Source organism: Rhodopirellula sp. JB055 (assembly GCF_043100905.1).
In the GTDB taxonomy this organism is placed as follows: Bacteria; Planctomycetota; Planctomycetia; order Pirellulales; family Pirellulaceae; genus Rhodopirellula.
In genome coordinates, this window is record NZ_JBICHO010000206.1 from 1 (window position 1) to 23,118 (window position 23,118).

Below are 23,118 nucleotides of genomic sequence, written 5' to 3' on the forward strand. Positions count from 1 at the left end.
CAAGTCACGGTGAGAGATTCCCAATCAAGCGGCGTGAGCTAGCCCGGCAGGGATCTCCATCGTCAATTTCAGCGAAATCTCCACCGGGTGTTGTTTCCGAATTCGGACGAGCTCACGCAGCGTCTGGCCTTCGACAAACTCCATCACCAGGAACGGATTCCGCACGTCGGGAACCACATCCAAAATACGGACAATGTTGGGGTGTTTGAGTTTCAACCCCATGCGTCCTTCTCGAAGGAATTGCTCCATTTCCTTCGGTTCATCTCGAAACCGTTTGCGGAGGACTTTGACGGCGAAAACTTCGTCGCCCTTCTGGGCGCGATACACCCGAGCGAACGTACCGGCACCGATCAGGTACTGGACTTTGTACTCGCCGTAGTAGTACCCACCTTTGTCGCCGCGACTCAGTTTTTCACACTGCAACGTCGTGAGGATTCCATGACGCTGCAGCAGTTCAATCACTTCGCTGAGTCGGCGTTCCTCCGAGCCCAGTTCTGCAAGCGCACGATCGATCGACCGGCGGTCAGCAATCCCGACGGCGATGGCTCGCTGAATGAACTCTTCGGGAGTCGGGATGCTCATGGATTCGACTTTGCTCCCGCGTTCTTCCGCTCATACTCGTGCAAACGCACACCGAGTTTTCGCAGGGCACCCAAATCCTCTGACCAATCCGGGTGGTTCAACTGAGCGGGCGACAGATAGACATTCAAGTACGGTGCAAACCGACGATCGCCTTCCACATCAGCACGGCACATTTCGACCAATGGTTTCAGGTTGGCCAGCGGATTGCCGGGAGCGATCAGCATGTCCAGATCCTCGAGCGATGTAAGTGGCTCGAGCGATTTGATTTGGTTGTCCGAAATTTCCAACGTCGTCAGCCAGCCGAGTTTGGACACGGGATCCAAACTGGTCAATTGATTGCCAGCCACATCGAGAGACCAGATCTTCGTCAGTCCCGCCAATGGATCCAGACTCGTGAGTTTGTTGTCCGCCGCATACAGGGTCCGAAGATTGGACATCTTCGTCAGCGGATTCAGACTAGTCAGTTGATTGCCCGAAACATCCAACAATTGCATCGCAACCAAATCCGCGATCGGATCGAGACTGGTGATCTTGTTATCCGCCAGCGTGACGGATTGCAAACGTTTGAGTTTGGAAATCGGAGTCAGGTCTTCGATTTCATTGCCAGCCAAATCGATCAGCATCAACGACTTGCAATGCTGCAAACCCTCCAACGACTGAATGCCTTTTCCTTTGCCAACCACGCGGGAAATTTTGGCGACGTCATCAGCCGTGATCGGTTCGTCATTGTGCCGTTTCGCGAAAACTTCTGCTCGGACGGCGGACTCGAGAGCCTTGTCAGGGAAGATTGACTTGGCGACCGGCTTTTCCTCCGCCTTCTTCGGCTCTGGTTTCTTCGCGTCTTCCTTCTTATCAGCTTTCTTGGCTGCTTTCTTCTCGGGCTTCTTGTCTTCTGCTTCCTTCTTCACTGCTGGCTTGTCATTCTTCGGCGTCTCCGCCTCAGCAGGCTTCTCTACCTTCGCGGAATTTTTTTTCGCATCGGCCTTTTTCTCATCGTCGGCTGACACGGTTGCGGCCGAAGCGAAGCAAAGGCAGCAAAACGACACGAACCACAGAAAAGACAATTTTCGCAAGCTGTTCATGGTGAAAGTGCAGAGCGGTGGCAAAAGATGGAGGGAAACAAAGACTCCCATCATAGTCACTGAGCCCCCTGATCGTCATCTCCCGCGACGGGGCGAACGATCGTTCCGGCTCGTTTTTTGTCAGGTGGTCGATGCAACCAGACTCTGAATCAGAATCGCAAGGGCCGCGCTGCTCATCGGCACGCTCATACTGGGCGAATCTGAATTTTCGCGAGCAACTTGGGCTGGGGCCAGGGGCATGTGAACAAACAGAGACTGCGTTCGCATGCTGAAGGCCGTCGAATAGTGGCGACTGAGGTACAACGCAGCGTTGCACAGGTAAGTTCCCGCATGATTGGAAACCGTCGCAGGGATGCCCGCATCGCGAATTTTTTGAGCTGAAATGGCCAAAGGCAGATCCGAACGGTACGCCGCAGGCGCATCGGGAAGAATTTCCGTGCCATCGGTGCGGAGGTTCAAACCCACGTTCTCGAGTCGAAGCACGGTCGACCCGGGGGCCTGGCCGCAATGAATCGCGAAATCGTAGCCCGCCTGCAAATCCGCTCGCAATCGTTCGCTCATCGTCAGCAGATTGACGGGGTATCGCCGCGTGACCAACTCGACGGGACCGTCGTACCAATGCGTCAACTCCATCAGACTCATCCAGCTCGAGTTGTCCGGCCAGCGGTCGTAGGGCTCGAAGGCCGTCAAGAGAACCTTGGTCACGTTTGGGTCGTCCGGCGGAATAGCGAGAGAAGCGGAGGGAGGTGGCGGGCCCCTCATTTCCGGGACCCAAAGCTGAAAAGGGCCTCGCCAGTATAGTTCGCTGTTTCCCATACCGCAGTCAGAAACGCAAAAACGCCCCCGAATCCAATCGATTCGGGGGCGTTGAGCAGTTCAGATCAAAAAGGTTGAGTTCGGTGTCAGGTGACACCGAAAATGTCACCAGTTGAAGTTGGCACCGAGGTAGGCACCGTGAAGCAGCAGGCTGCTGTCGGCGTGCAAGGCACTGGCCGAGGCGACCGAGCTGTAATCACGGGAGTAGTTGTCGGCGATGGCGAGCCCGGTGGCTCCCAGGACACGGTAACCACCACGAACCGTCCAGCAGTTGCTGACGCGGACGCCGAGTCCCAGATCAAATTCACCCAAAGTCGACAACACGGTGTCGCTGGTGTTGTAATCGATCATTTGATCGGGCATCGCTGCCAACGAAGCGGCGTTGTCTTGGGTTCCCAAACGATGACGGAACTCAGCTTGGTTTCCGTAGACACCGAACTTGCCGCCGACGTTCAAGTTGACACGGCTGCCCAAGCAATAGATCAGTTGGCTGCCGAACTGATAGCCGAACAAATCATTCTCGGTCGAAGTGGTGTCGTAAATATCGTTCATCGTGAACCCGGCTCGTCCATCAACATCGTAGGCGTAGTCGACGCTGTCTTTGAACTGGAACCAACGAATACCGTGGCTGGTGACGACTTGGACCTTACCGTTGCAAGGACGCACCAATGGGCCACCGGCTCCACCGTACCCGTGCAGAGGACCACATTGCTGTGGTGGGCAAGCTCCCGTGTTGCAACTGCCGTAGCCACCGTAGTTGACTCCGCCGTAACCGCCGACTCCGCCGTAGCCACCAAAGCCCATGAAGCTCTTGAACTTGTGGCCCATGCCCATGCCGGTTCCGCACGAAGCGGCCGATGCACGTTGAGCTCCCATCAAACCAAAGCTGAACAGGTTGACTTCCAGGCCTTGGACGTCGACGTCGCGACGAGCACGGAATTGCGTCGCTTCAGCGAACGAACTGGTACCAGCACCACCGGGAGCCGCGTTCAAATCATCATCGCCCGTACCCGCTGTTCCGTCTGCCCCGTTCAAGGCTCCTTGACCGGCACGTCCGTCGATCACGTCGTAAACGGTTGCATAGTCGGTACCGTCATCGACGTAAGCACCCGATCCATTGATATCGAGACCGTTGTAGGTTCCTCCACCATTGTCATACAGGTAGTTCATGACAGCACCATGGTACTGAGGCATGCCCGAGGCACGCAGAGCACCGCCGCCACCACCGTCTGGAATCGAATTTTCCGGTGTGTAGACCGGCGAGGTGTACATCTCGGAATCGGGATCCCAGTTGAAGTACGTCACGCCCAAACCGTATTGGCCACATCCGAGGTAACGACCGAAGCTGAGGCTGTAGCCGAGCGAGCTGTCAGGCTCGATCGAACCAATGCCCATCAAAGGCAAGTAAGGACGCGATGGCATGCCGGTGTCGTAACGCGACACGATGTTCCGGTCTTTGCCGTTGGTGTCCATGTTGAAGAACAACAGGTCAAACGAGCCGAACCACGGGAACAACGGGCCGCGAACCGGAGCAGCCGATGGCATCCCGCAAGCTTGGGCAGCGTAAGAAGCACCTTCCCAAGGTTGCGAAGCAGCCTGAGCATAGGGACTCGGTTGGGCACATGATTGGCAGTCACCAGCAGGAGCACTGCTGTACTCGACAGGGGCACCGTAGTGCTCAACAGGAGCCGCTGAGTGGTGGTGTTGCACCGATGCCGCGGGAGCAGGTGCCGAGTACGTCGGAGCGGGCTGGGCAGGAGCGGCATGTTGCTGCACTGGTGCAGACAATTGCTCGTTGTATGTCGGGGCAGGCGTCGGGATGGATTCCGGCGACGGCAACTGGTTGTTGTATCCGCCCGATGCAGGCTGGAACAATTGCGGGCCGTTGTCTTGATTGCCGAAGTTGTTCCACTTCGCCGGTGCTTGGTAGCCGCTTGAGTTCGGTGGCTGATAGTTTCCACCACCAAACGTTTGAACCGCTTGAGTTTGTGGAACTCCCAATTGGCTGGTTGGACCGGCGTAGGGTTGTGGTTGTCCGCCGTATTGACCGTTTCCGTACTGTGCCGAGGCGATCGTGCAAACACCCATGGAAAGGGTGGCTGCGACAGCTCGCAAGACGTTGAATTTCATCGCTGACTCCTTCTGCGTGCGCTAATGTGCTTCATTGCAACTGCCCGAGCCGAAATCGAGTCATCCTCAGAGGTGACCAACCAAGATCGAAATGACAGTCAAGTAGGACCAGTAGTTGCCGGCCCAAAAGGCTGGGAGGCACTCACGATATGTCATGTCGATCTCAATCAGTGGACGAACGATGTCGCCCAATACCCCAGCCGAATGTTCAATACGGTGGACCTGAATTGAGAGAAGTTGGTTGACCAGACCGATCCCTCGGTTTGGTTTTCCTTCCGCAATTCGAATCGACCGTGGTGGACTCCCTTCCACGTACCAATCCCTCAATTGGCGGCCAAGTCGTTCCCGATTCAACGAAGAATGGGGACGACTGATAGGAACGTTGCAACCGGAATCGCTTGCCAATCCGGAGCAGCTTGCGATAGCGCCCCCCCCGCTGGTCCTGGAGTTTCTCCAGTCCCTACAAACGCTCATTCTGGCGGACCCTTGATTGATTGGGGATTCAGGGACACGATTGCGTTGGGACGCACTGCAACGTTGTTGTTCTGGACACGCCCAATTTCTCTCTCATTCGACGGACCTGCGTCATGGCCTCAACCAATCCCTCCCGTGCCAAAAACGTGCTTGGCACCGAGCTGGCCGTCTGCAATACCGACCCGATGACTGGGTTTTATCGCGACGGTTGCTGCAACACCGGCGGGCAAGACGTTGGACTGCATGTCGTTTGTGCGGAAATGACGGCTGAATTCCTCGAATTCAGTCGCTCTCGGGGAAACGACCTCAGCACCCCAATGCCAATGTATGAGTTCCCTGGTCTGAAACCGGGCGATCGTTGGTGCCTGTGCGCTGCACGTTGGAAAGAAGCGTATGACGCCGGCATGGCCCCCAAAGTCCACTTGGAAGCGACCCACATCTCCGCCCTCGAATTCGCTTCCCTGGAAGAGCTGCAGGAATTCAGCACAGAATCGAACTGAGCCCGCCTGCCGTTCAACGCAGCTCCCACCGAGAGCTCGTTCAGTCTTCATGCTGTGTTGCCAAACGTTTCTCGTCACCCTTTTCCTGGGAGGGTCGAGCGAAGCGAGGGGAGGGTGAAGTAAAACTGCACGACCTCTGGGACGTTCGTGGCTGGTATCTGCCTTTCGCCCCGAATGGGGCCGTCGTGGGAGTCCCTCGCTCACGCGTTTTGAAGTTGCGTTTTTTTCAAAACCCGAAGCGTCAGCGAGGGAAAAAAGATGTTGACTTCGCCTCGCTGACGCGTCGGGTTATGAAAAAACCAATGCCTCACGCAAAAGCGCAACTTCAAAACTCACGCGTCGGGTTGTGATGGGTGCCGTTGGACGCCGTCCGCACGTGTCCAGTCCATCACGTGTCGGTGCGTTTTCCCTGCAGCGTCAAAACCAGATGCCGTGAAGAGGCTCGATCACGGTGCTCACACAAGTAGATGCCCTGCCATGTGCCAACGTTCAAACGTCCGTTTTTGATCGGAACGCTGACGCTGCTGCCCATCATCGACGCTTTGACGTGTGCGGGCATGTCGTCAGGGCCCTCCAACGTGTGAACATAGGGCAGTGACTCAGGCACGGCATGATTCATCGCGGTTTCGAAATCCACCCGCACATCGGGGTCCGCATTTTCATTGATCGTCAACGACGCGCTGGTGTGCTGAATGAACACGTGCAGCAACCCAACCTCGATCTCAGACAGCTCTGGAATGGCATCCAGAATCCGCTGAGTGATCAAGTGAAATCCGCGGCGTGCTGCCGGCAATCTCAATTCTTGCTGAGTCCAGTACGACATTTAGGAAGCTACCAAGAGTTCGAAGAGAAATTTTCCCGAAATTTTTTTCTAGCCCGATCGAGTGGTGACGTTTGTAGGGTTCCTACGCCGAAGGGCCGAAAACGCCAGAATTGGAAGGAAAAATCCGTTTCAGAGCAACCCTGTCAAGAGCCTTCATGCAACCTTCACTGACGAATTAGGTGCCCCTAAGCCCCCTTGACGCCTCGGAGCCTTCTTCCATCGCAAGTCCATTGACTCGCAGGCCACAAACTCGCCGTGTTTAGAAAGGTCATGGACAACCGTCTTGGACGACGCCGGAAACGCTGGGAAGGACAAGCCCCCCCCAGAATTTTCTTGACCAATGAGTTCCAACACGAATAATCCCTTCGTGTGAAACGCTTTCGGCGAATGGAGTTGGTTGAGAGCAAATGTTTGAACGCTGTGTCGTGGACGCTCGGATCGCTCCCGACCCTTGAAGAAAATCGGAATAGTATGACTCATTGCAAAAACGTTTTCGAAGCAATCTTGCGTTACGGCCACGATGAAGATTTCGTGCCAAACGAAGACGAGATGTTCACTGCGACGGACGCGCCTGCAGGTAGCCAAGAGAAGATCGAAGTTCTGCGCCGTCGCGTCGAATTGGGCCAACCTCTTTGGCACACAACTGACCGCGTTGATTACAGCGGTTTGACGGGCGCGATCCGCCCTCGCGAATAGTTCGCTTGAATCGATGTGTTGGCCGCCTGAACGAGGCACAAGGCTCCCATCGCACCCCACGACGAACGACCCAGAAAGCCCCGGTCTCCCGCGACCGGGGCTTTTTCTTTTCACGCGTGGGTGTCATCTCGCCCTGACGCGGCCCTCTTTTTCGTTCCTCCGGTCCGCCTCCCGAGACGCCGCAACCGGTCGAACGCGATCTTGCGGGATTGCATCCCCGCCTGAATCGCGAATTTTCAGTTCGCGAGATCCTTTCAATTGACTTGGCGGCCTTGCGCTCTTTCCATTCTGAAATGGGAGGGTCGTCGGTTACACTCTCACCCATGCTCGAATCCGCCTTGCCATCCAACGTCTCCGCCCCCGAATTGCTCGCTCCCGCTGGCAATTGGGACTGTGTCCATGCCGCCATCGAAAACGGAGCCGACGCCGTCTACTTCGGCCTCGATCGCGGTTTCAACGCGCGCCACCGTGCTGCGAATTTTGGGGTCAACGACCTGGCGTCCCTGATGGGCAACTTGCATCTCCGGGGCGTCCGCGGATACGTCACGCTCAACACACTGGTTTTTCCCGATGAGCTGAACGATTTGGTCGAAGCGGTTGACGCGATCGCCAGTGCGGGTGTCGACGCGGTGCTCGTCCAAGACTTCGGTGTGGCTCGAATTGTCAGAGCGATTTGCCCCGAACTCGAAATTCACGCCTCGACCCAGATGAGCCTGACCAGCTCGGAAACCATTGAGGCGGCCAAGTCACTCGACATTGCACGCGTCGTCGTCGCTCGCGAATTGTCGATCGGCGAGATCAAGCAGATTCGGTCCAAGACCGACATGCCGATCGAAGCCTTCATTCACGGGGCACTTTGTGTGGCCTACAGCGGCCAGTGCTTGACCAGCGAATCGCTGGGCGGACGCAGCGCAAACCGCGGCCAATGCGCCCAAGCCTGCCGGTTGCCCTACGACTTAGTGTGCGACGGAGTTGATCAGGAATTGGGCGATGTTCGGTACCTGCTCAGCCCACAGGACTTAGCCGGCTACGCGGCGATTCCCGATATGATCCAGGCGGGCGTCAACAGCTTGAAAATCGAAGGTCGCCTGAAAACGCCCGAATACGTTGCCAACATCACTGGCCACTATCGTCGGGCAATCGACCAAGCCATCTCGGACGGCGTCGTGAACCTCGGCGAAGACGCTCAACACGAAATGGAGCTGTCGTTCTCTCGCGGTTTCACCCCAGGGTGGCTCGAGGGCAACGATCACAAACGATTGGTCCCCGGCATCCGTTCCGCCAAACAAGGCATCGTGCTAGGGGAAGTCCGAGCGATCGGTCGCGATTCGATTTTGGTCGATGTGCAATCCCGGATCGCACTCGGAGACGGTTTGGCCATCGAATCCGCCGTGGATCCTAACAGCACCCAAACATTTGACAGTGGTTTCGCGGACAATCATCAAGGCGGCCGGATTTATTCGCTGCGTTTGGACCAAGAATCACCATCCAGCCCCCTTCCGCCCGGCGACTCGCAGACCGCCAATCCTTCGTCGCAGAACCCGTGGGAATTGGCGAAACAACGAAAGCAAACCGATTCACAAACGGGCTCTGACAAACTCTCGAAAGTCTCCCCAAATCAAAGCGTCTGGATCGGCTTTGGACGAGGCGAGCTCGATTTTTCGCGAATCGAAATCGGAGCCACGGTCTTCAAGAACGATGACCCGCAACTGAACAAGCGATTGGCGGCAACCTACGGCGGCAAACCACGTCGCACCCGCCCCATTCATTTGCACGTCGTCGCGCATGTGGGATCCCCAGTCGAAGTCACTGCGACCTTGGGAAGGGGCGAGCACGCTGTGACCGAGAACATCGTCGGCGAAGATGACTTGGCCGTCGCGAAAAAGCATGCGATCACGGAAGAAGTCCTTGCGGACAAACTTGGCCGATTGGGCGGAACTCCCTTTCACCTCGGACGGTTGACCAGTGATCTGAATGGCGGCCCAATGGTTCCGCTTGGCGTCCTCAATCAACTTCGACGTGAATTGGTCGAAAAACTGGAAGATCAGTTGCACGCGGCACCGCGTCGAACCGTTCGGTTGGCGGCTGGGCGAATCCTGGTGGCTCCCATCCAAACCGAAACGGCGGACTCATCCGAGCTGCCAACCGTCCCCAAGACACAGCCTCAATTGTCAGTGCTCTGCCGGACGATGGACCAAGTCCGAGGCGCGATCGCGGCGTCTGCGGAACGAATCTACGCCGACTTTCATGACCCTCGCGAACACAAAGCCGCCATTGCTCTGGGCGCCGAGCACGATGCGTCAGTTTGGATCGCATCACTTCGCATCCAAAAACCCGGCGAAATGGGATTGCTGAAACAAGTCGTCAAACAGAACCCTGCAGGGCTGCTGGCTCGCAACTTGGCCGCTGTCCGGTTGGGCATCGAAGCCGGATTGCCAACCATCGCCGACTTTTCACTCAACGTTGCCAATCACCGCTCAGCAGAATGGCTGATGGACCAAGGCGTGCAGCGAGTCACCGCGTCCTACGACCTGAACGCCGATCAACTCGATCAATTGGTCAGTTCGATGCCTGCGGATTGGTTGGAATTGGTGCTGCACCAACACATGCCGATGTTCCACATGGAGCACTGTGTGTTCTGCAGCGTGTTGTCACCCGGTACCAACAAAACGAACTGCGGGCGTCCATGCGATCGCCACATCGTTCAACTGCGTGACCGAGTCGGCAAGCTGCACGTGCTGCAAGCCGACATCGCGTGCCGAAACACTCTGTTCAACGCCACGCCTCAAAGCGGAGCCGAGATTGTCGGCAACATGGTCGCTCGCGGGATCGGATCGTTCCGAGTCGAACTGCTCAACGAGGACGCCAAAGAAACCGAATCCATCCTCGGTCTTTATCGGCGATTGATGCTCGGCGAGATTGCTGGGCAAGAAGTTTGGCGATCGCTATCGGCCGAGAATCGCGTCGGTGTGACTCGAGGAACGCTCGAAGCCAAACGCAACCCGCTCGCGATTCTGTAACTGCCAACGCAGCGGCCACCGATCACAAAAGCCACCTGGGACCGCGCCCGCGGGAACACCTCTGGTGTGCATCGGGCACGGCCTAGATCACGTGATCACGAAACGTGCGAGTTCCGAGTCAAACCGCTTGCGTCGATTTCTTCTTCAACGCAAATCCAAGTGCGACAGCGATCCCGTACACCACCCAAATCGTTGCGACGATCCGGAAGGACAACGGGTCTTCCGCCAAATACTTTTCGTAAACGGCGACTCCTGCCGCGGCGGTGGCACCGATCACGGCCAATCCCATGAACAAGTTCCAGGCCAAACGATGCCCGCCCGCGGGCCGATCAGCCCCCAAAATTTCGCGGCTGTTCATCATCAAAAAGAACGTGAAGTACGCAATCGGCAGCAACATCACAGCGAAGGTGCTGGCCAGAATCGCGAGCCAGAACTTCTTGTCCGGGTCCGTCCAAAGCTCCACCCAACTCGCCCCCGAGGCACCAGCGATCAGCACGCCGATGATAAAGATCGTTTGGCTGTTGGGACGCCCAAACATTTCGCGAATCGCGTAGCCGTTGATCAACATCAGAATGATGATCGTGGAAAATCCCATTCCGAAGACGCCCAAGCCAAAGATCAACTTCGCTGTTTCGTCACCCAGCAACGGTGCCAACGTTTGAGAAAGTTCAAACGCGTTTCGTTTGACGAGTGCCGCGGCCAATCGCTTTTCCTCTTCGGGAAGCTCGGCAACCATTTGCAACTTGGTGGCTTCGTCGGTCGCTTCTGCTTCCGCGCCCAAACCCGCGTCGACGCGAGCGGTCAAATCGCCCTTCACTTTTTCAAACAGCGGCGACTGCTGCATCACCTGCACATCGGTGGACGCCAATTGCTCATCGATTTTGTTGTGGAACGACGATGCCGATGCAATCACGACGCAACTGGTGACCAGCACAAACGGGATCGCCATCCCTGTTGAAAGGTCGAATCGAGCGAGACCTCGGAACGTTTTGTCCCAACCGCGAGCCAACATTGAATAGGGCAACAGAAACGTCATGTTGATCCCAACTGCGGTCGCAATCGCCGAGATCATCACGCTTCGCTGAGTGCCCATCAAACGATGCGTCCAAAACGAGCTGCCTTCGGGGGAGAGGTTCGCAACCGTTTCGCGAAGATCACCGGCGGGGCGAGCAAACTGAGTCAGATCGGGAACCAAACCAACGAAGATGCTCGCGAAATCGAGCTGCCCTTTCACCAGCAACAAGATCGCGACGCCGAAGAAGCAGATCACGACCATCCCGATCAATGTCTTCAGGAAAATGTCAAAAATTTTCGCGGCCCGGCCCTGCTTGGTGTTCAGCAGAACGATGAAGCCTGCCGCGAAGAACAACACCAACGTCACAATCCAGCGAATCGAGCGAGAATCACCTAGCCCCTCGCCTTCGCCCAGCGTCAACAGGTTCTTGTCGAGCGCGTCGTAGCACAGACTGAACTGCGGCATACAAAAGATCATGTTGGCCAACACCGTGGCGATGATCCATCCCCAGCCGAGTGCCGGGTTGATCTCGTTGTTGATCGCTTCGAACGGGCGTCGACCGGTTGAAAGAGTGACGTAGCTGATCGCGGACAGCATCACGACACCCAAGATGATGGCGACGAGCTGCAGCCACAACATGCTGGTCCCGCCCATCACGCCCAGGAACAATGACCCCGCGAGTGATCCGCCGCCGAGCGTGATTGCCGATTGCAACCATCCCGGACCGGAAAGTTTGATGTAGGTGCCCAGCGTTTTGCCTTCGGACTGGGCTTGGAGCAGCATCGCACGATCGGCAAGAACTTTTTCACTGATTACAGCATCGCCACCGGTCAGCGGATTGGCTTCGGTGTTGGAGGTGGGGTTCGATTCAGACATACGCGGTCACGAAGGCGGGCGGGAGGTGGGAAACAGGCCAGATAATACCAGCGATGAATCACGCGTCGTTACCCCCTAGCGGCACAGAATTGGTCATACTGGCAAAGAACCATAGAAGTCGCGATTAGATTCTGCGGATTCCGAGTGAAGATTCGGCCGCTCGAAATCGTCCCGGGCGATTCGATCCACGATCGGATCACCGTGTGTAACTTTCGGTTTCGTTGGTCCTCCGTGCAGCGTCTTTGTCTCTTTGGCAACGAAGTCCCGCCTGACAATCCGCCTTCCCCGCCCTCCCACCGGTTTTTTGACATGGATCTGATCGCGTCCTTTGCACGTCCAAATTCGTCGTCCTGTTCAGCCATCCTCGGAAGGGCAGCCCTGCTTTTGGGCTTGCTTGCCAATGTTGCCGCCGCACAGTCGGAACGACTTCGTCCGGAAGACACCGACGTTGGTTGGGAATCACGCCAGATCACAGATCAATTCTTTGCCGAAGGAGCCGCTGTCGGGGATCTGAATGGAGATGGTCTGAACGATTTGGTCTACGGACCGGTTTGGTTCGAAGGCCCTGACTTTGAAACCCAGTACTCTCTGGCTGATCCCAGGGTGGTTCCGGTGATGGCATACAGCCAACACTTTTTCTCACACGTTTGCGATGTCAACCACGACGGACGCTTGGACGTGATCTCCGTCGGTTTCCCGGGCCGCAACGCGACGCTGTACATCAATCCAGGCGAATTTGATTCCTCCGACCATGCTTCCATTTGGCCGGCTCACTCAATTGCCCCGCGGGTTTCCAATGAGTCTCCCGCCTGGGTCGATTTGATTCCCGGTGGATTGCCCGAATTGGTTTGTGCCCGCGACCGAGCCTATGGCTACTACACCGCAGATTCACTGGACGATCCAACTCAGCCCTGGAAGTGGGTTGCAATCTCAGAAGCAGGAACCGCGTTTGATCCATTTGGTCATGGGCTGGGTGTCGGTGATGTCGACGGCGACGGACGAATGGACATCGTCGACCGTCAACATTGGTGGAAACAACCGGACGCCGGCGACTCAAAAGCGTCAAACGAGTTGTGGCAGCGACAAGCTTGGATCGCCCAGCCCTACGGTGGCGGCGGTGCTCAAATTCACGTGCACGATTTTGATGGCGACGGCGATTCTGATCTGGTCACGTCCAAGAACGCACACGGATACGGGCTGGCTTGGTTTGAGCAGACTGCGCCTGGACAATTCACGCCGCACGAAATCAGCGGCGAGTCCTCGATGCAAAATCCGCACGGCTACGCCACGTCTCAAATGCATGCGTTAGAAGCCATCGACGTCGACGGCGACGGCCGACGCGACATCGTGACCGGCAAACGCTATCTCGCGCATGCTGGAAAAGACCGCGGCGGATTGCAAGCACCTCTGGTCGTGTGGTTCCGAAATGTCAAAAGCGACGCGCCCGGCGGGATGGAATTCATTCCCCACGTCATTCACGAAAGCTCTGGCGTTGGCGTGGATGTCATCACGACCGACTTCAACGGCGACTGCCGCGTGGATATCCTGACGGGAAACAAGAAAGGCTTGACCGTCCATTTCCAAACCGACCTCAGTGACGTCCCCCAAGACAAACGACGTCACGTCGCTGAACGTTGGCGCACCACGAAGTTGCCACAAGAACAATACGCGACTGGGCTGAGCCCACTTGAGTCGGCCCAACAGATGGACCTGCCCGACGGATTCGAAGTCGATGTCGTCGCCAGTGAGCCGGAATTGGTCCAACCGATCGCCATGTGCTTCGACGATCGCGGTCGAATTTGGATGATCGAAGGCAACACCTATCCGACCAAGGCTCCCGAAGGAGAGGGCAAAGACCGAATCTTGATCCTCGAAGATTCCGATGGCGACGGAACCTTCGAAACCCAAAAGGTTTTCGCCGAAGGCGTGAATTTGGCCAGCGGCATCGAAGTCGGCTTCGGCGGCGTCTGGATCGGCGCGGCCCCAGAGTTGCTGTTCTATCCCGACGCTGATCGCGACGATGCGCCTGACGCGGAACCGACCGTGTTGCTCGATGGATGGGGCTACCAAGACACTCACGAAACGCTGAACAGTTTCACATGGGGAATGGACGGTTGGTTGTACGGCTGCCACGGAGTGTTCACCCATTCCAACGTTGGCAAACCGGGAACCGCGAAAAGAGATCGCGTTCCGCTCAACGCCGGTGTGTGGCGGTACCATCCCGTGCGACACGAATTCGAGGTCTACGCACACGGGACCAGCAACCCGTGGGGAGTCGACTTCAACGAGGACGGCGATTGGTTTGTCAGTGCATGCGTGATCCCTCACCTGTTTCACCTCTCGCACGGCGGAAGGTATTTCCGCCAAGCGGGCCAGCACTTCAACCCGCACACTTACGACGACATCAAAACCATCGCCGATCACCTTCACTATGGCGACGGAACGTTCCAATCCGCGAACTCCGCGAACCGGGTCGATCGCGAATTGGTTCGCCGCACCGTGGCGACCACATCCATGGTCGGCGGTGGGCACGCTCATGCAGGTTTAACGATTTATCAAGCCGATGATTTCCCGGCGCACTATCGCGGTGAGTTGTTCTTCCACAATTTGCACGGGCACCGAATCGTTCGAGAACACTTGGAATCGGAAGGCTCGGGCTACATCGGTCGCCACCGCCCTGACTTCATGATGTCACACGATCACGAACAGATTGGCGTGGGAATCATGCAAGGCCCCGATGGTGCGTTGTACTCATCTGATTGGCACGACGACCAAACCTGCCACCACCGTGATCACGAAATCTGGGACCGCACCAACGGCCGTATCTTCCGAATCCGATACGGCAAACTTCAACCCTATCGCTTTGACCTATCAACACAAAGCGTTGATCAACTGGTCGAGAACCTGCGACATCCCAACGCCTATTTCGTTCGGCAGTCACAGCGAATCCTGCAAGAACGCGCCGCGGCGGGAACGCTCGATCGAGCTCAACTGGCTTCCACGCTAAACGCAATGTTGCAAAACGGACAACCACGTCGACATCGATTGCAAGCCGTCTGGACGGCCTGGACATCGGGCGTGCTTCCCGTCGACGGCTCGCAAGACTCAGACGAACCAATCCTTGCAATTAGCCTCAGCACGCTATTGGACGACCACGATCCCGTGATTCGAGGATGGGCGGTCCAGCTCATTGGTGAAAAGCAACCGACATTGTCGACAGTTTTACTTGCGAAACTCGAACGTATGGCAGCGTCTGAAACGTCACCGGTCACGCGTCGGCATCTGGCGTCCTTCTTGCAACGCATCCCCGAATCCCAACGGCTCGGAATCGCTCGAGGGCTTCTCAAGCACGTCATCGACCAAAACGATCGCAATTTGCCTTGGTTGATTTGGTACGGAATCGAACCGGTCATCGACGTTGCACCTGATGAAGTGATGAATTTGGTGTCCAAAGGCAATTGGGGACAACTGCAACGATTCGTTACTCGTCGCACCGCCACGACGGCAGAAGGACGGCAGGCTTTGATGGCATCCATTGGCCGCCAATTGGACCAAGTCGCAAAGGAAGACGCCATCAACAATCAATTCGATTGGATCCTCGAAGAGCTGTTGCAATCGGCGCGAAGCCGCGGCGGCGTCAAAATGCCCAACGCGTGGCCACAGGTTTCTCAACAGCTTCGCGAAAAGGCTTCCGCATCCCGCACCCTGGATTTGGTCGGTGCCTTGGCCGTTCAATTCGGCGATGCATCGGCGATTCCTGAGTTACGAAAGATCTTGAACGATCCCGGCCAAGCGACATCCTCTCGGTTGGACGCTTTGCGACTACTCACACAGGCCAAGGATCGAGAACTTGGTGAATTGCTCCTGACATTGATTGACGATCGCGACATTGGCTCTCAGGCAGTCCGCGGTTTGGCCTCGTTTGACTCATCTGAAGTGGCGCCGATGTTGATCAAGCGTTTTCGAAACTGGTCGCCGCAAAAGCAAGCCGATGCGCTAGCGACGCTGACCTCGCGGACCGATTCTGCAATTCAATTGATCGCCGCCATGGAAGATAACGTGATCCCACCAACCACGGTTCCGGCTTACGCGATTCGCAACGTGTTGTCGTTGCCGTTTGAAGATGACTCTGTGCGAAAGCGTTTGGAAACGGCCTGGGGACGCATTGGATCGACCAACGAACAAGCCAAACAGATGCACGCGAAGTACGCCGGGATGCTGACGCCAGCCAAGCTGGCATCGGCGAATCGCGCCGAAGGAAAAAAGCTTTACGAAGCCAACTGCGGCAAATGCCATCGCCTGTTTGGCGAAGGCGAACCGATTGGCCCCGATCTCACCGGAGCCAACCGCAGCGACGTCAACTATTGGCTGGAAAACATTCTTCAACCCAACGCGGTGATCGGCAACGCTTACCAAATGACGACCTTCCTGTTGGTTGACGGACGAATCGTCTCCGGATTGGTTCGCTCACGCAACGAAGACGCCGTCACGGTCCAAACAACATCGGAGATCACCGTGCTATCGCTCGACGACGTTGAAATTGAGAAGCTGTCGGAAACATCGTTGATGCCCGAAGGACAACTGGAACCGATGTCCCCCAACCAAATTCGTGACTTGTTCGGGTACCTGATGAGCCCCGGCCCGACCTTTTCACGGGAGTGGGCCATCGAAGCAGAAAGCTTGATCGGATCCGCCGTCGTCCAAGGCGGCAAAGTGCAACCTCAGGACATGAAACCATTCAACGACCAATGGTCGGCTGACAACCATCTGTGGTGGACGGGGGGACAAGTGGGTTCAACGTTGACATTGACAGTCCCTCATCAGATCACTGGGCCCGCCGAGATCCAAATGCACCTCACCGGTGCGATTGACTACGCGAAAGTGTCGCTGAAGGTCAACGATCAACCGGAGAAGTCCTTCGACGGATACTCCCCCGACGTCAAAGTCATGCCGGTCGTCACCTGGGACCGAATTGAATTGTCCCCAGAACAGCCGCTGAAAATCCAAGTCAAGATCACTGGCAAAAACCCAAAAGCAATCGCGCGTTGGATGGCCGGAATCGACACCGTTTCGATCCGCCCCCTGCCTTGAGCTTCCAACCAACGACACCCTTGCTAAACCACCGAACCCAACCACGGCGAACGCCGTGCGGCTCACAAAACCACACCGCACGGCATTGCTGTTACCGGCGCGACATCTCGTCCTCGCTCAAACGGGCCATACGGTACGTTCGAATGATTCGTCTGCGGCGAAGTCCGTTTCGCCAACAAACAATCGCCCGGCGTTGGGGCACTGCGTCTGTTCGTCGGCACTGAAATTTTCGACCGCCGTCGTGATGATCAATTTCAGCTTGCCTTCATGCGGCACGAGCGACGGGCAAGTGTTCTGGGGCGAACCCGGTGTCTGCCAAACCGTTCGCAACTCACCGCTGGCCAAATCATAAAGACGTGTCTCACCTTGGTCGGCCACACCCGGATGAAAAATCGCGACGATGATGCCTGTTCCATCAGGAGTCAGGATCGCACCGTCGGGCACGCCAGGATCATCCGTCAGATCCAAGACCACACGTGGCTCACCGATCGTTCCGGCGGCGACATCCAACGAATACTCGACGATCGTGCGTGTTGGCGAATCAATGTCAATCAAAAACAACTGTCCCGACTCATCTCGGCGAAGCATCTTCCCGTTGCTGCAAATCTGATCGTCACGAAGACGAATCAGCTTTTGGTCGCTTCCGCGATACAGATACAAACCCGCCTTCTTTTCAGCGAACGCCAAGTCCTTCGTTCCGAAGATCAGATTGTCGTCGAACGCCAAACCATCGTTGATGATCGTGTTGGTGACGTCTTCGTCCACTCCGTCGCAGAACGTGCTCCACTCGCCGGTCTTCGTATCGAAGATGCCGAGCGAACGTTCCACACCAGCGACAAACTTCCCCGCCGTTTGGCACGCGAACGCAAACCCAGGTCGCCCTGGCAAATCAAACGATTGATTCTGTTGCGTTGCCAGATCCAGCACGTTGATGCTTCCGTGGGTCACATTCGCTCCGTGCTGGATTCCCACCCACGACAATTTGCCGTCGCCGACCATCGCCATCGGGCCTTCGGGCAGAAACCGCAAGGCATCACTGTCGGGGACATTCAGCGGGGTGGCGACACGAATCTCGGGGGAAGACGACATTTCAATTTCAAAGTACAAGGGAACATGGCTGGAAACGACGAATTGTAGGAAGCTCCGACGGGATCAACCACCGTCGACAATCCCTTGCACGAACCGCCTGATTGAAACACGTTTTAGATTCCCATTTGCGACAGCATGTCAGCCACACGGCCGGCATTTTCAGTCAGCACCGGATACGATTCGCGAAAATGTTCGACTTGTGATTTCCAACGTTCTGCCAGCGAGGCGGAGTTCACGTCTTGTTCGTCCAGCGTTTCGCGAATCTCGTCCAGTTCCGATTTCAAGCGTTCGATTTCAGCCGGATCCAAATCGTCGATGTCAGCGAGTTGTTCGTGAAGGTGAGCAATCGTGGCGTCCAATTCGCTTCGCATGATGGGGTCTCTATCGTCGATGGGAGCTGAGGGTGATGCAGGGAAATCAAACCGTCGTTAGTTCTTGTGAGCAAGAAGGTTCAGCCGAGGCGGCATCACGTTCGGATTTGAACTCCTTCCGTTGGCAAAATCCATCTGGCACGTGAGAACAAACGCGGTCTTCAGCCGTTATTGTATCGTTCGCAACTCTTCTTCGCGGAAGTGGTGAACTGCGAACATCTGACGTCCGAATTCCCTTTGACCAACCTCCTCTTTCAGCGCCATCGTCGCCGAACCGAAAGCTGGCTTGCGTGACAACTCTCCGCCAATTGGGTCCTTTGAAACGGCCCATCCTCACGGAAGTTGAATCGATTCGGAGGAATGAACCGTTCAACCGGAACAACCGTTCGGGTTTTGGGGACACAAACCGGCTCAGGGGTGGTGCGACGGGCGTCAGCGTGGATTATTCTGATTCCTACCCACTCGCCTCTTCTCTCCTTCCGTGGTTGTTTCATCGATGATGCGTCCTGCTGAACTGTTGGCTACTCGAACTTGGCTCTTCTCCGTGGGTCTCGTTCTCGCTTCTTTGGTTTTGTTCGGGACGTCGCCCACGCGTAGCTTCGCACAAGATGATGTGATGGCCGAGTTCGGCGAAGACCCAGTCGAAGAAGCCGCTCCAGAACCTGCCGGGGCGGATGCCGCAGAACAACCGGCAGGCGACGCCGGAGCAGCCAACCCAGGCGGCAACGCGAATGCCGCGCCTCCTGCCGCCGATCAATCGCTGCTGGAATGGGTCTTTGAATCGCTGGGCGCGGCCTACCTGATCGTCTTCTTGGCTTTGTCGGTGACGCTTGTTTCGCTCTTCGTGATGAACATGTTGGCGGCACGACGCGACACGCTCTGTCCGACAGAACTGGTCGAGGAGTTCAGCCAACGTCTGGCCGCCAATGACAATCAAGGCGCTTACGACCTGGCAAAAGCCGACGAATCCGTGTTGGGGCAAGTGCTCGCGGCCGGATTGGCAAAAGTCAGCAAGGGATACAACAAAGCCTTGGAAGCGATGCAAGAAGTCGGCGAAGAGGAAAGCATGAAGCTCGAACACCGTCTGAGCTACATGGCTTTGATCGGAAACCTTTCGCCCATGATCGGACTGTTCGGAACGGTCCAAGGGATGATTTCCTCGTTCCAAGTCATCGCGACAGGCGGTTCGACACCAAAGCCATCTGATTTGGCGGCTGGAATCTCCACCGCTTTGTTCACAACCCTGGTGGGACTCGCAGTCGCCATTCCCGCAATCGCGGCCTACAACATTCTTCGCAACCGCGTCGCACGACTGTTGCTAGAAGTTGGCGTTGAAAGCGAAAACTTGATGAGCAAATTCGAAGACTTGTCACCGAAGTCAGGAGCCCGTGGCTGATGCGAGTCAAACGCACCGAAGTCGACATGGCGGAAGGCGACATGACCCCCATGATCGACATGACGTTCCAGTTGATCGCGTTTTTCATGGTGCTGATCAACTTCGCTCAGACAGAAGCCAACGACAACGTTGTGCTGCCAAACAGCCGTCTGGTCAAACCACCCGAAGTCGCTTTGGAGTTTCCGATCATCCTGCACGTTGGTGCCGATGGTCGGATCTTTTTAGGCGGTGATGACTACACCCCTGAAACACTGCGTCTTGGACTGGACCGAGAACTGGCAGTCGTACGAGCCGAAGGCAAAGCGGTCAGCGATGCCAACGTGATTATCCGAGGGCACAAAGACGTCGCCGCTGGAGAAGTCCAAGAGATCATCCGTGTCTGCCAGGATTCCAAACTCGAAAACTTTGCTTTGCGGGTCAAAGAGGATCGCTCATGAAAATTCGCAATCGCGAAACCAGTCAAGGCACGGAGCTGAACATGACCAGCAGGATCGACATCGTCTTTCTGCTGCTGATTTTCTTCGTGATGACGTTCAAGATCGTCGAAATGGAAGGCGACTTCAGCATCAAGATGCCATTGGCCGGTCAGGGCAGCAGCAGCCTGGATCCGACCGATTTGCCGTTGAAACTTCGGCTCCGATCCGACGCCGCGGGTTCGCTGGCGGGAATCGAACTGAACGATATCCAGATGGGTAGCGACCCGACCAGTTTCGACAAATTGCGGGCGAAGGTTGTCGGGATGATTGGTTCGTCAACGCCCACCGAAGTTGAAGCGGGCGAAGGACCGGAAATCGAAATCGATACCGACTACAACTTGCGGTACGAATACGTGATTCGTGCGATCACGGCGGTCAGTGGTTACAAAGATGGCGATCAGGTGGTCAAATTGATCGAGAAGATCAAATTCGCCAAGCCGCGGCGTTGATTCGCGTTTGGCTGAACCATCCGTGACGCCGTTTTTGATACTGTTCTTCGTTGATCCTGTTACTCGACAACTACGATTCCTTCGTTCACAACGTGGCTCGCTACCTCCGCGTTGCCGCTCGTCGGAACCGCACCGGCAACAATTTGCCGATGGAAGACGAACCCGGTCAAGGACTACGAACCCAAGTTGTCCGTAGCGATTCCCTGACGGTCGCTCAGATTGTCGAGATGAATCCGAGTGCGATCGTGATCTCGCCCGGTCCTCACGGCCCCGAATCCGCCGGCTGTTCTCTCGACGTTGTTGAGCAACTCGCCGGCCGCATTCCCATCTTAGGAATCTGCCTCGGACACCAAACAATCGCGGCGGCCTACGGAGCCAAAGTCATGGTCGGTCCGCCGATGCATGGGATGGCGGTCCCCATCCGGCACCGTGGTGTCAGCGTTTTCGCGGGCTTGTCCTCGACCTTGCAAGTCGGCCGATATCACTCGCTCCGCGTCGATGCGACGACTTTGCCCGATTCCCTCGAGGTCACCGCCTGGGCCGCCGACGATCCCAGTTTGGTCATGGGGTTGGCCGATCACCGTCGATGTGTGCACGGCGTTCAGTTTCATCCAGAATCGTTGTTGACCCAGGATGGCTTGGCGATGTTCGAACACTTCATCGGACTGGCTCAGCGACACCAACCCGACGATCGACCGCTCACCGGAAGCTCACGATTCCGCCGCAGCACGCTGCCGACCGTTTCGATCTCACCCACGAAATCCGGTGGAGGGGTGAGACCGTGATCCTGGAATCCCTCGTCACCACCATGGATGCCAATGGACGAATCAACCTAGCTCCGCTGGGGCCGATCGTGCATCCGCCGGAATCCGCCGAAGACCTGCCCACGTTCCTGCTGCGTCCCTACGATGGTTCGACGACCTGTGCGAATCTATTGGACAATGGCAACGCTGTCCTTCATGTCGTCGACGACGCCTTGTTAATCGCGAAAACGGCAATCGGAAAGTTGGATGCATCTGATTTGGTCATTCCGGTGCCTGGACTGGAAAACTCGCATGTCCGCCTGAAACGATGCCATCGCTGGTTCGCTATTCGCGTCACCGAACGATCTGGCACACCGCCCAAACATGAGCTGACCGCACGCTGTTTGGATTCTGGAATCGTCGCACCATTCTTTGGATTCAACCGAGCCAAACATGCGGTGATCGAAGCTGCGATTGCCGTCACTCGGTTGCATCTGTTGCCCGCTGAAGACGTCGCCGAAGAACTCCGACGCGCCGCAATCGCAGTCGAGAAAACAGGTGGCGTCGATGAACGTGAGGCATTGGAACTGATTGCCAAGCACGTGCGTGAGACAAAGCTCTCATGAGTGTCGAAGTTCAAACGGGAGCGAGGCTGCACTTCGGGCTACTGGACGTCGCACCGCCGTTTGGTGGATGCGGTGTGATGATCGACGGCCCCCCCACGCTGGTTCGAATCCGTGATGCAACCAGCTTCCAATGTGATCACGAACACCGCGATCGAATTGCAGGAATCGTCGAGCGTTGGCAACAAATGACCGACAGTGATTCGCCTCCATCCGTTTCCATCGACGTCGTTCGTGCGGCGCCGTCTCATCATGGTTTAGGAAGTGGGACACAGCTATCACTTGCGATTGCGTTTGCACTGCTGAAACAAACTTCCACCGACACGCCCTCCCGCGAACAAGTCCTACGGCTGGCCAACCGAGGTCGTCGAAGTGCCGTTGGTTCACACGGATTCTTTGAACCAGGGCTGATTGTCGAAGGTCTGAACCGTGAACGCATTGCGAGTGACCAACTCAATCCGATCGATCAACGAATCATTCTGCCTGATTCATGGCGAGTCGGCGTGGTATTGATGGACGAGGCATCAGCGATTGGAACCATCAGTGGTGAAGAAGAGCAACAGCAATTCGATGCGTTGAAGCCCGCCAGCCCAGAGGTCCGATCCCGATTGACTCGGATCCTCACCGATGACCTGATCCCCGCCATCGAACGGGAAGACTTTGCATCATTTGCCGAATCCGTTACCCAATACAACCGATCCAGTGGCGAATTGTTCGCTCCGGTCCAAGGTGGTCCTTACAACGGCACCGCCACCACTCAATTGATCAAGCGGTTGATCGCGAACGGATTGCGTGGGGTCGGTCAGAGCAGCTGGGGCCCTGGTGTGTTCACGTGGTTTGATTCTGAGAACGAAGCTCAACAAGTC

Annotated in this window: 18 protein-coding genes; 10 read left to right on the forward strand and 8 right to left on the reverse strand. The window is 56.4% G+C overall.

Annotated elements, in window-relative coordinates; translation table 11 throughout:
* Positions 1-24: 24 nt before the first annotated feature.
* The 4 genes from ACF8AM_RS08410 to ACF8AM_RS08425 all read right to left on the reverse strand — a co-directional run bounded on the left by ACF8AM_RS08410 (position 25) and on the right by ACF8AM_RS08425 (position 4,610).
* The gene (locus tag ACF8AM_RS08410) at positions 25-582 is read right to left on the reverse strand and encodes a protein kinase (protein ID WP_392555203.1); all 558 of its coding nucleotides are present in this window, start codon (positions 580-582) and stop codon (positions 25-27) included.
* A complete protein-coding gene (locus ACF8AM_RS08415; RefSeq protein ID WP_392555204.1) occupies positions 579-1,664 on the reverse strand; it encodes a leucine-rich repeat domain-containing protein in 1,086 nt (361 codons plus the stop codon). Before ACF8AM_RS08415 ends, ACF8AM_RS08410 begins: the two co-directional genes overlap by 4 nt.
* Positions 1,665-1,784: 120 nt before the next feature.
* On the reverse strand, positions 1,785-2,369 hold the full coding sequence (locus tag ACF8AM_RS08420) for a pyroglutamyl-peptidase I (protein WP_392555205.1): 585 nt from the start codon (positions 2,367-2,369) through the stop codon (positions 1,785-1,787).
* 216 nt (positions 2,370-2,585) lie between these two features.
* Entirely contained in the window at positions 2,586-4,610 is a 2,025-nt protein-coding gene (locus tag ACF8AM_RS08425; RefSeq protein ID WP_392555206.1) for a hypothetical protein, read from the reverse strand.
* A 587-nt stretch (positions 4,611-5,197) separates the two neighbouring features.
* Between ACF8AM_RS08425 and ACF8AM_RS08430 the strand changes: the two genes are divergently transcribed.
* A complete protein-coding gene (locus ACF8AM_RS08430) occupies positions 5,198-5,584 on the forward strand; it encodes a DUF2237 family protein (protein ID WP_392555207.1) in 387 nt (128 codons plus the stop codon).
* Positions 5,585-5,972: 388 nt separating this feature from the next.
* On the opposite strand, the gene ACF8AM_RS08435 is transcribed toward ACF8AM_RS08430, so the two are convergent.
* Complete coding sequence (locus ACF8AM_RS08435) at positions 5,973-6,407, reverse strand: secondary thiamine-phosphate synthase enzyme YjbQ (RefSeq protein ID WP_392555208.1); 435 nt, start codon at positions 6,405-6,407, stop codon at positions 5,973-5,975.
* Between the two features lie 471 nt (positions 6,408-6,878).
* Between ACF8AM_RS08435 and ACF8AM_RS08440 the strand changes: the two genes are divergently transcribed.
* Positions 6,879-7,103 (forward strand): hypothetical protein, encoded by a 225-nt coding sequence (locus ACF8AM_RS08440; RefSeq protein WP_007327455.1) that lies wholly within the window; start codon positions 6,879-6,881, stop codon positions 7,101-7,103.
* 323 nt (positions 7,104-7,426) lie between these two features.
* A complete protein-coding gene (locus ACF8AM_RS08445; RefSeq protein WP_392555209.1) occupies positions 7,427-10,123 on the forward strand; it encodes a DUF3656 domain-containing protein in 2,697 nt (898 codons plus the stop codon).
* Positions 10,124-10,241: 118 nt separating this feature from the next.
* Here the strand turns inward: ACF8AM_RS08445 and ACF8AM_RS08450 are convergent, their stop codons facing one another.
* The gene (locus ACF8AM_RS08450) at positions 10,242-12,014 is read right to left on the reverse strand and encodes a divalent metal cation transporter (RefSeq protein WP_392555210.1); all 1,773 of its coding nucleotides are present in this window, start codon (positions 12,012-12,014) and stop codon (positions 10,242-10,244) included.
* 309 nt (positions 12,015-12,323) lie between these two features.
* On the opposite strand from ACF8AM_RS08450, the gene ACF8AM_RS08455 reads away from it, so the two are divergent.
* A complete protein-coding gene (locus tag ACF8AM_RS08455; protein WP_392555219.1) occupies positions 12,324-17,105 on the forward strand; it encodes a PVC-type heme-binding CxxCH protein in 4,782 nt (1,593 codons plus the stop codon).
* 117 nt (positions 17,106-17,222) lie between these two features.
* Here the strand turns inward: ACF8AM_RS08455 and ACF8AM_RS08460 are convergent, their stop codons facing one another.
* Positions 17,223-18,194: an SMP-30/gluconolactonase/LRE family protein gene (locus ACF8AM_RS08460; protein ID WP_392555211.1), complete on the reverse strand. Its 972-nt coding sequence runs from the start codon at positions 18,192-18,194 to the stop codon at positions 17,223-17,225.
* A 113-nt stretch (positions 18,195-18,307) separates the two neighbouring features.
* Entirely contained in the window at positions 18,308-18,565 is a 258-nt protein-coding gene (locus ACF8AM_RS08465) for a DUF4404 family protein (protein WP_392555212.1), read from the reverse strand.
* Positions 18,566-19,061: 496 nt separating this feature from the next.
* Between ACF8AM_RS08465 and ACF8AM_RS08470 the strand changes: the two genes are divergently transcribed.
* The 6 genes from ACF8AM_RS08470 to ACF8AM_RS08495 form a co-directional block, all read left to right on the forward strand.
* On the forward strand, positions 19,062-19,961 hold the full coding sequence (locus tag ACF8AM_RS08470) for a MotA/TolQ/ExbB proton channel family protein (RefSeq protein ID WP_392555213.1): 900 nt from the start codon (positions 19,062-19,064) through the stop codon (positions 19,959-19,961).
* Positions 19,961-20,398 carry an ExbD/TolR family protein gene (locus ACF8AM_RS08475; RefSeq protein WP_392555214.1) on the forward strand — a complete coding sequence of 146 codons (438 nt, stop codon included), beginning with the start codon at positions 19,961-19,963 and terminating at the stop codon, positions 20,396-20,398. Before ACF8AM_RS08470 ends, ACF8AM_RS08475 begins: the two co-directional genes overlap by 1 nt.
* A complete protein-coding gene (locus ACF8AM_RS08480) occupies positions 20,395-20,886 on the forward strand; it encodes an ExbD/TolR family protein (protein ID WP_392555215.1) in 492 nt (163 codons plus the stop codon). Before ACF8AM_RS08475 ends, ACF8AM_RS08480 begins: the two co-directional genes overlap by 4 nt.
* Positions 20,887-20,936: 50 nt before the next feature.
* Positions 20,937-21,671: an anthranilate synthase component II gene (locus ACF8AM_RS08485; protein WP_392555216.1), complete on the forward strand. Its 735-nt coding sequence runs from the start codon at positions 20,937-20,939 to the stop codon at positions 21,669-21,671.
* Entirely contained in the window at positions 21,668-22,255 is a 588-nt protein-coding gene (locus ACF8AM_RS08490) for a DUF447 domain-containing protein (protein WP_392555217.1), read from the forward strand. The genes ACF8AM_RS08485 and ACF8AM_RS08490 overlap by 4 nt, the downstream gene beginning before the upstream one ends.
* On the forward strand, positions 22,252-23,118 hold an 867-nt coding region (locus tag ACF8AM_RS08495), incomplete at its 3' end, for a beta-ribofuranosylaminobenzene 5'-phosphate synthase (RefSeq protein ID WP_392555218.1). The genes ACF8AM_RS08490 and ACF8AM_RS08495, both read left to right, overlap by 4 nt.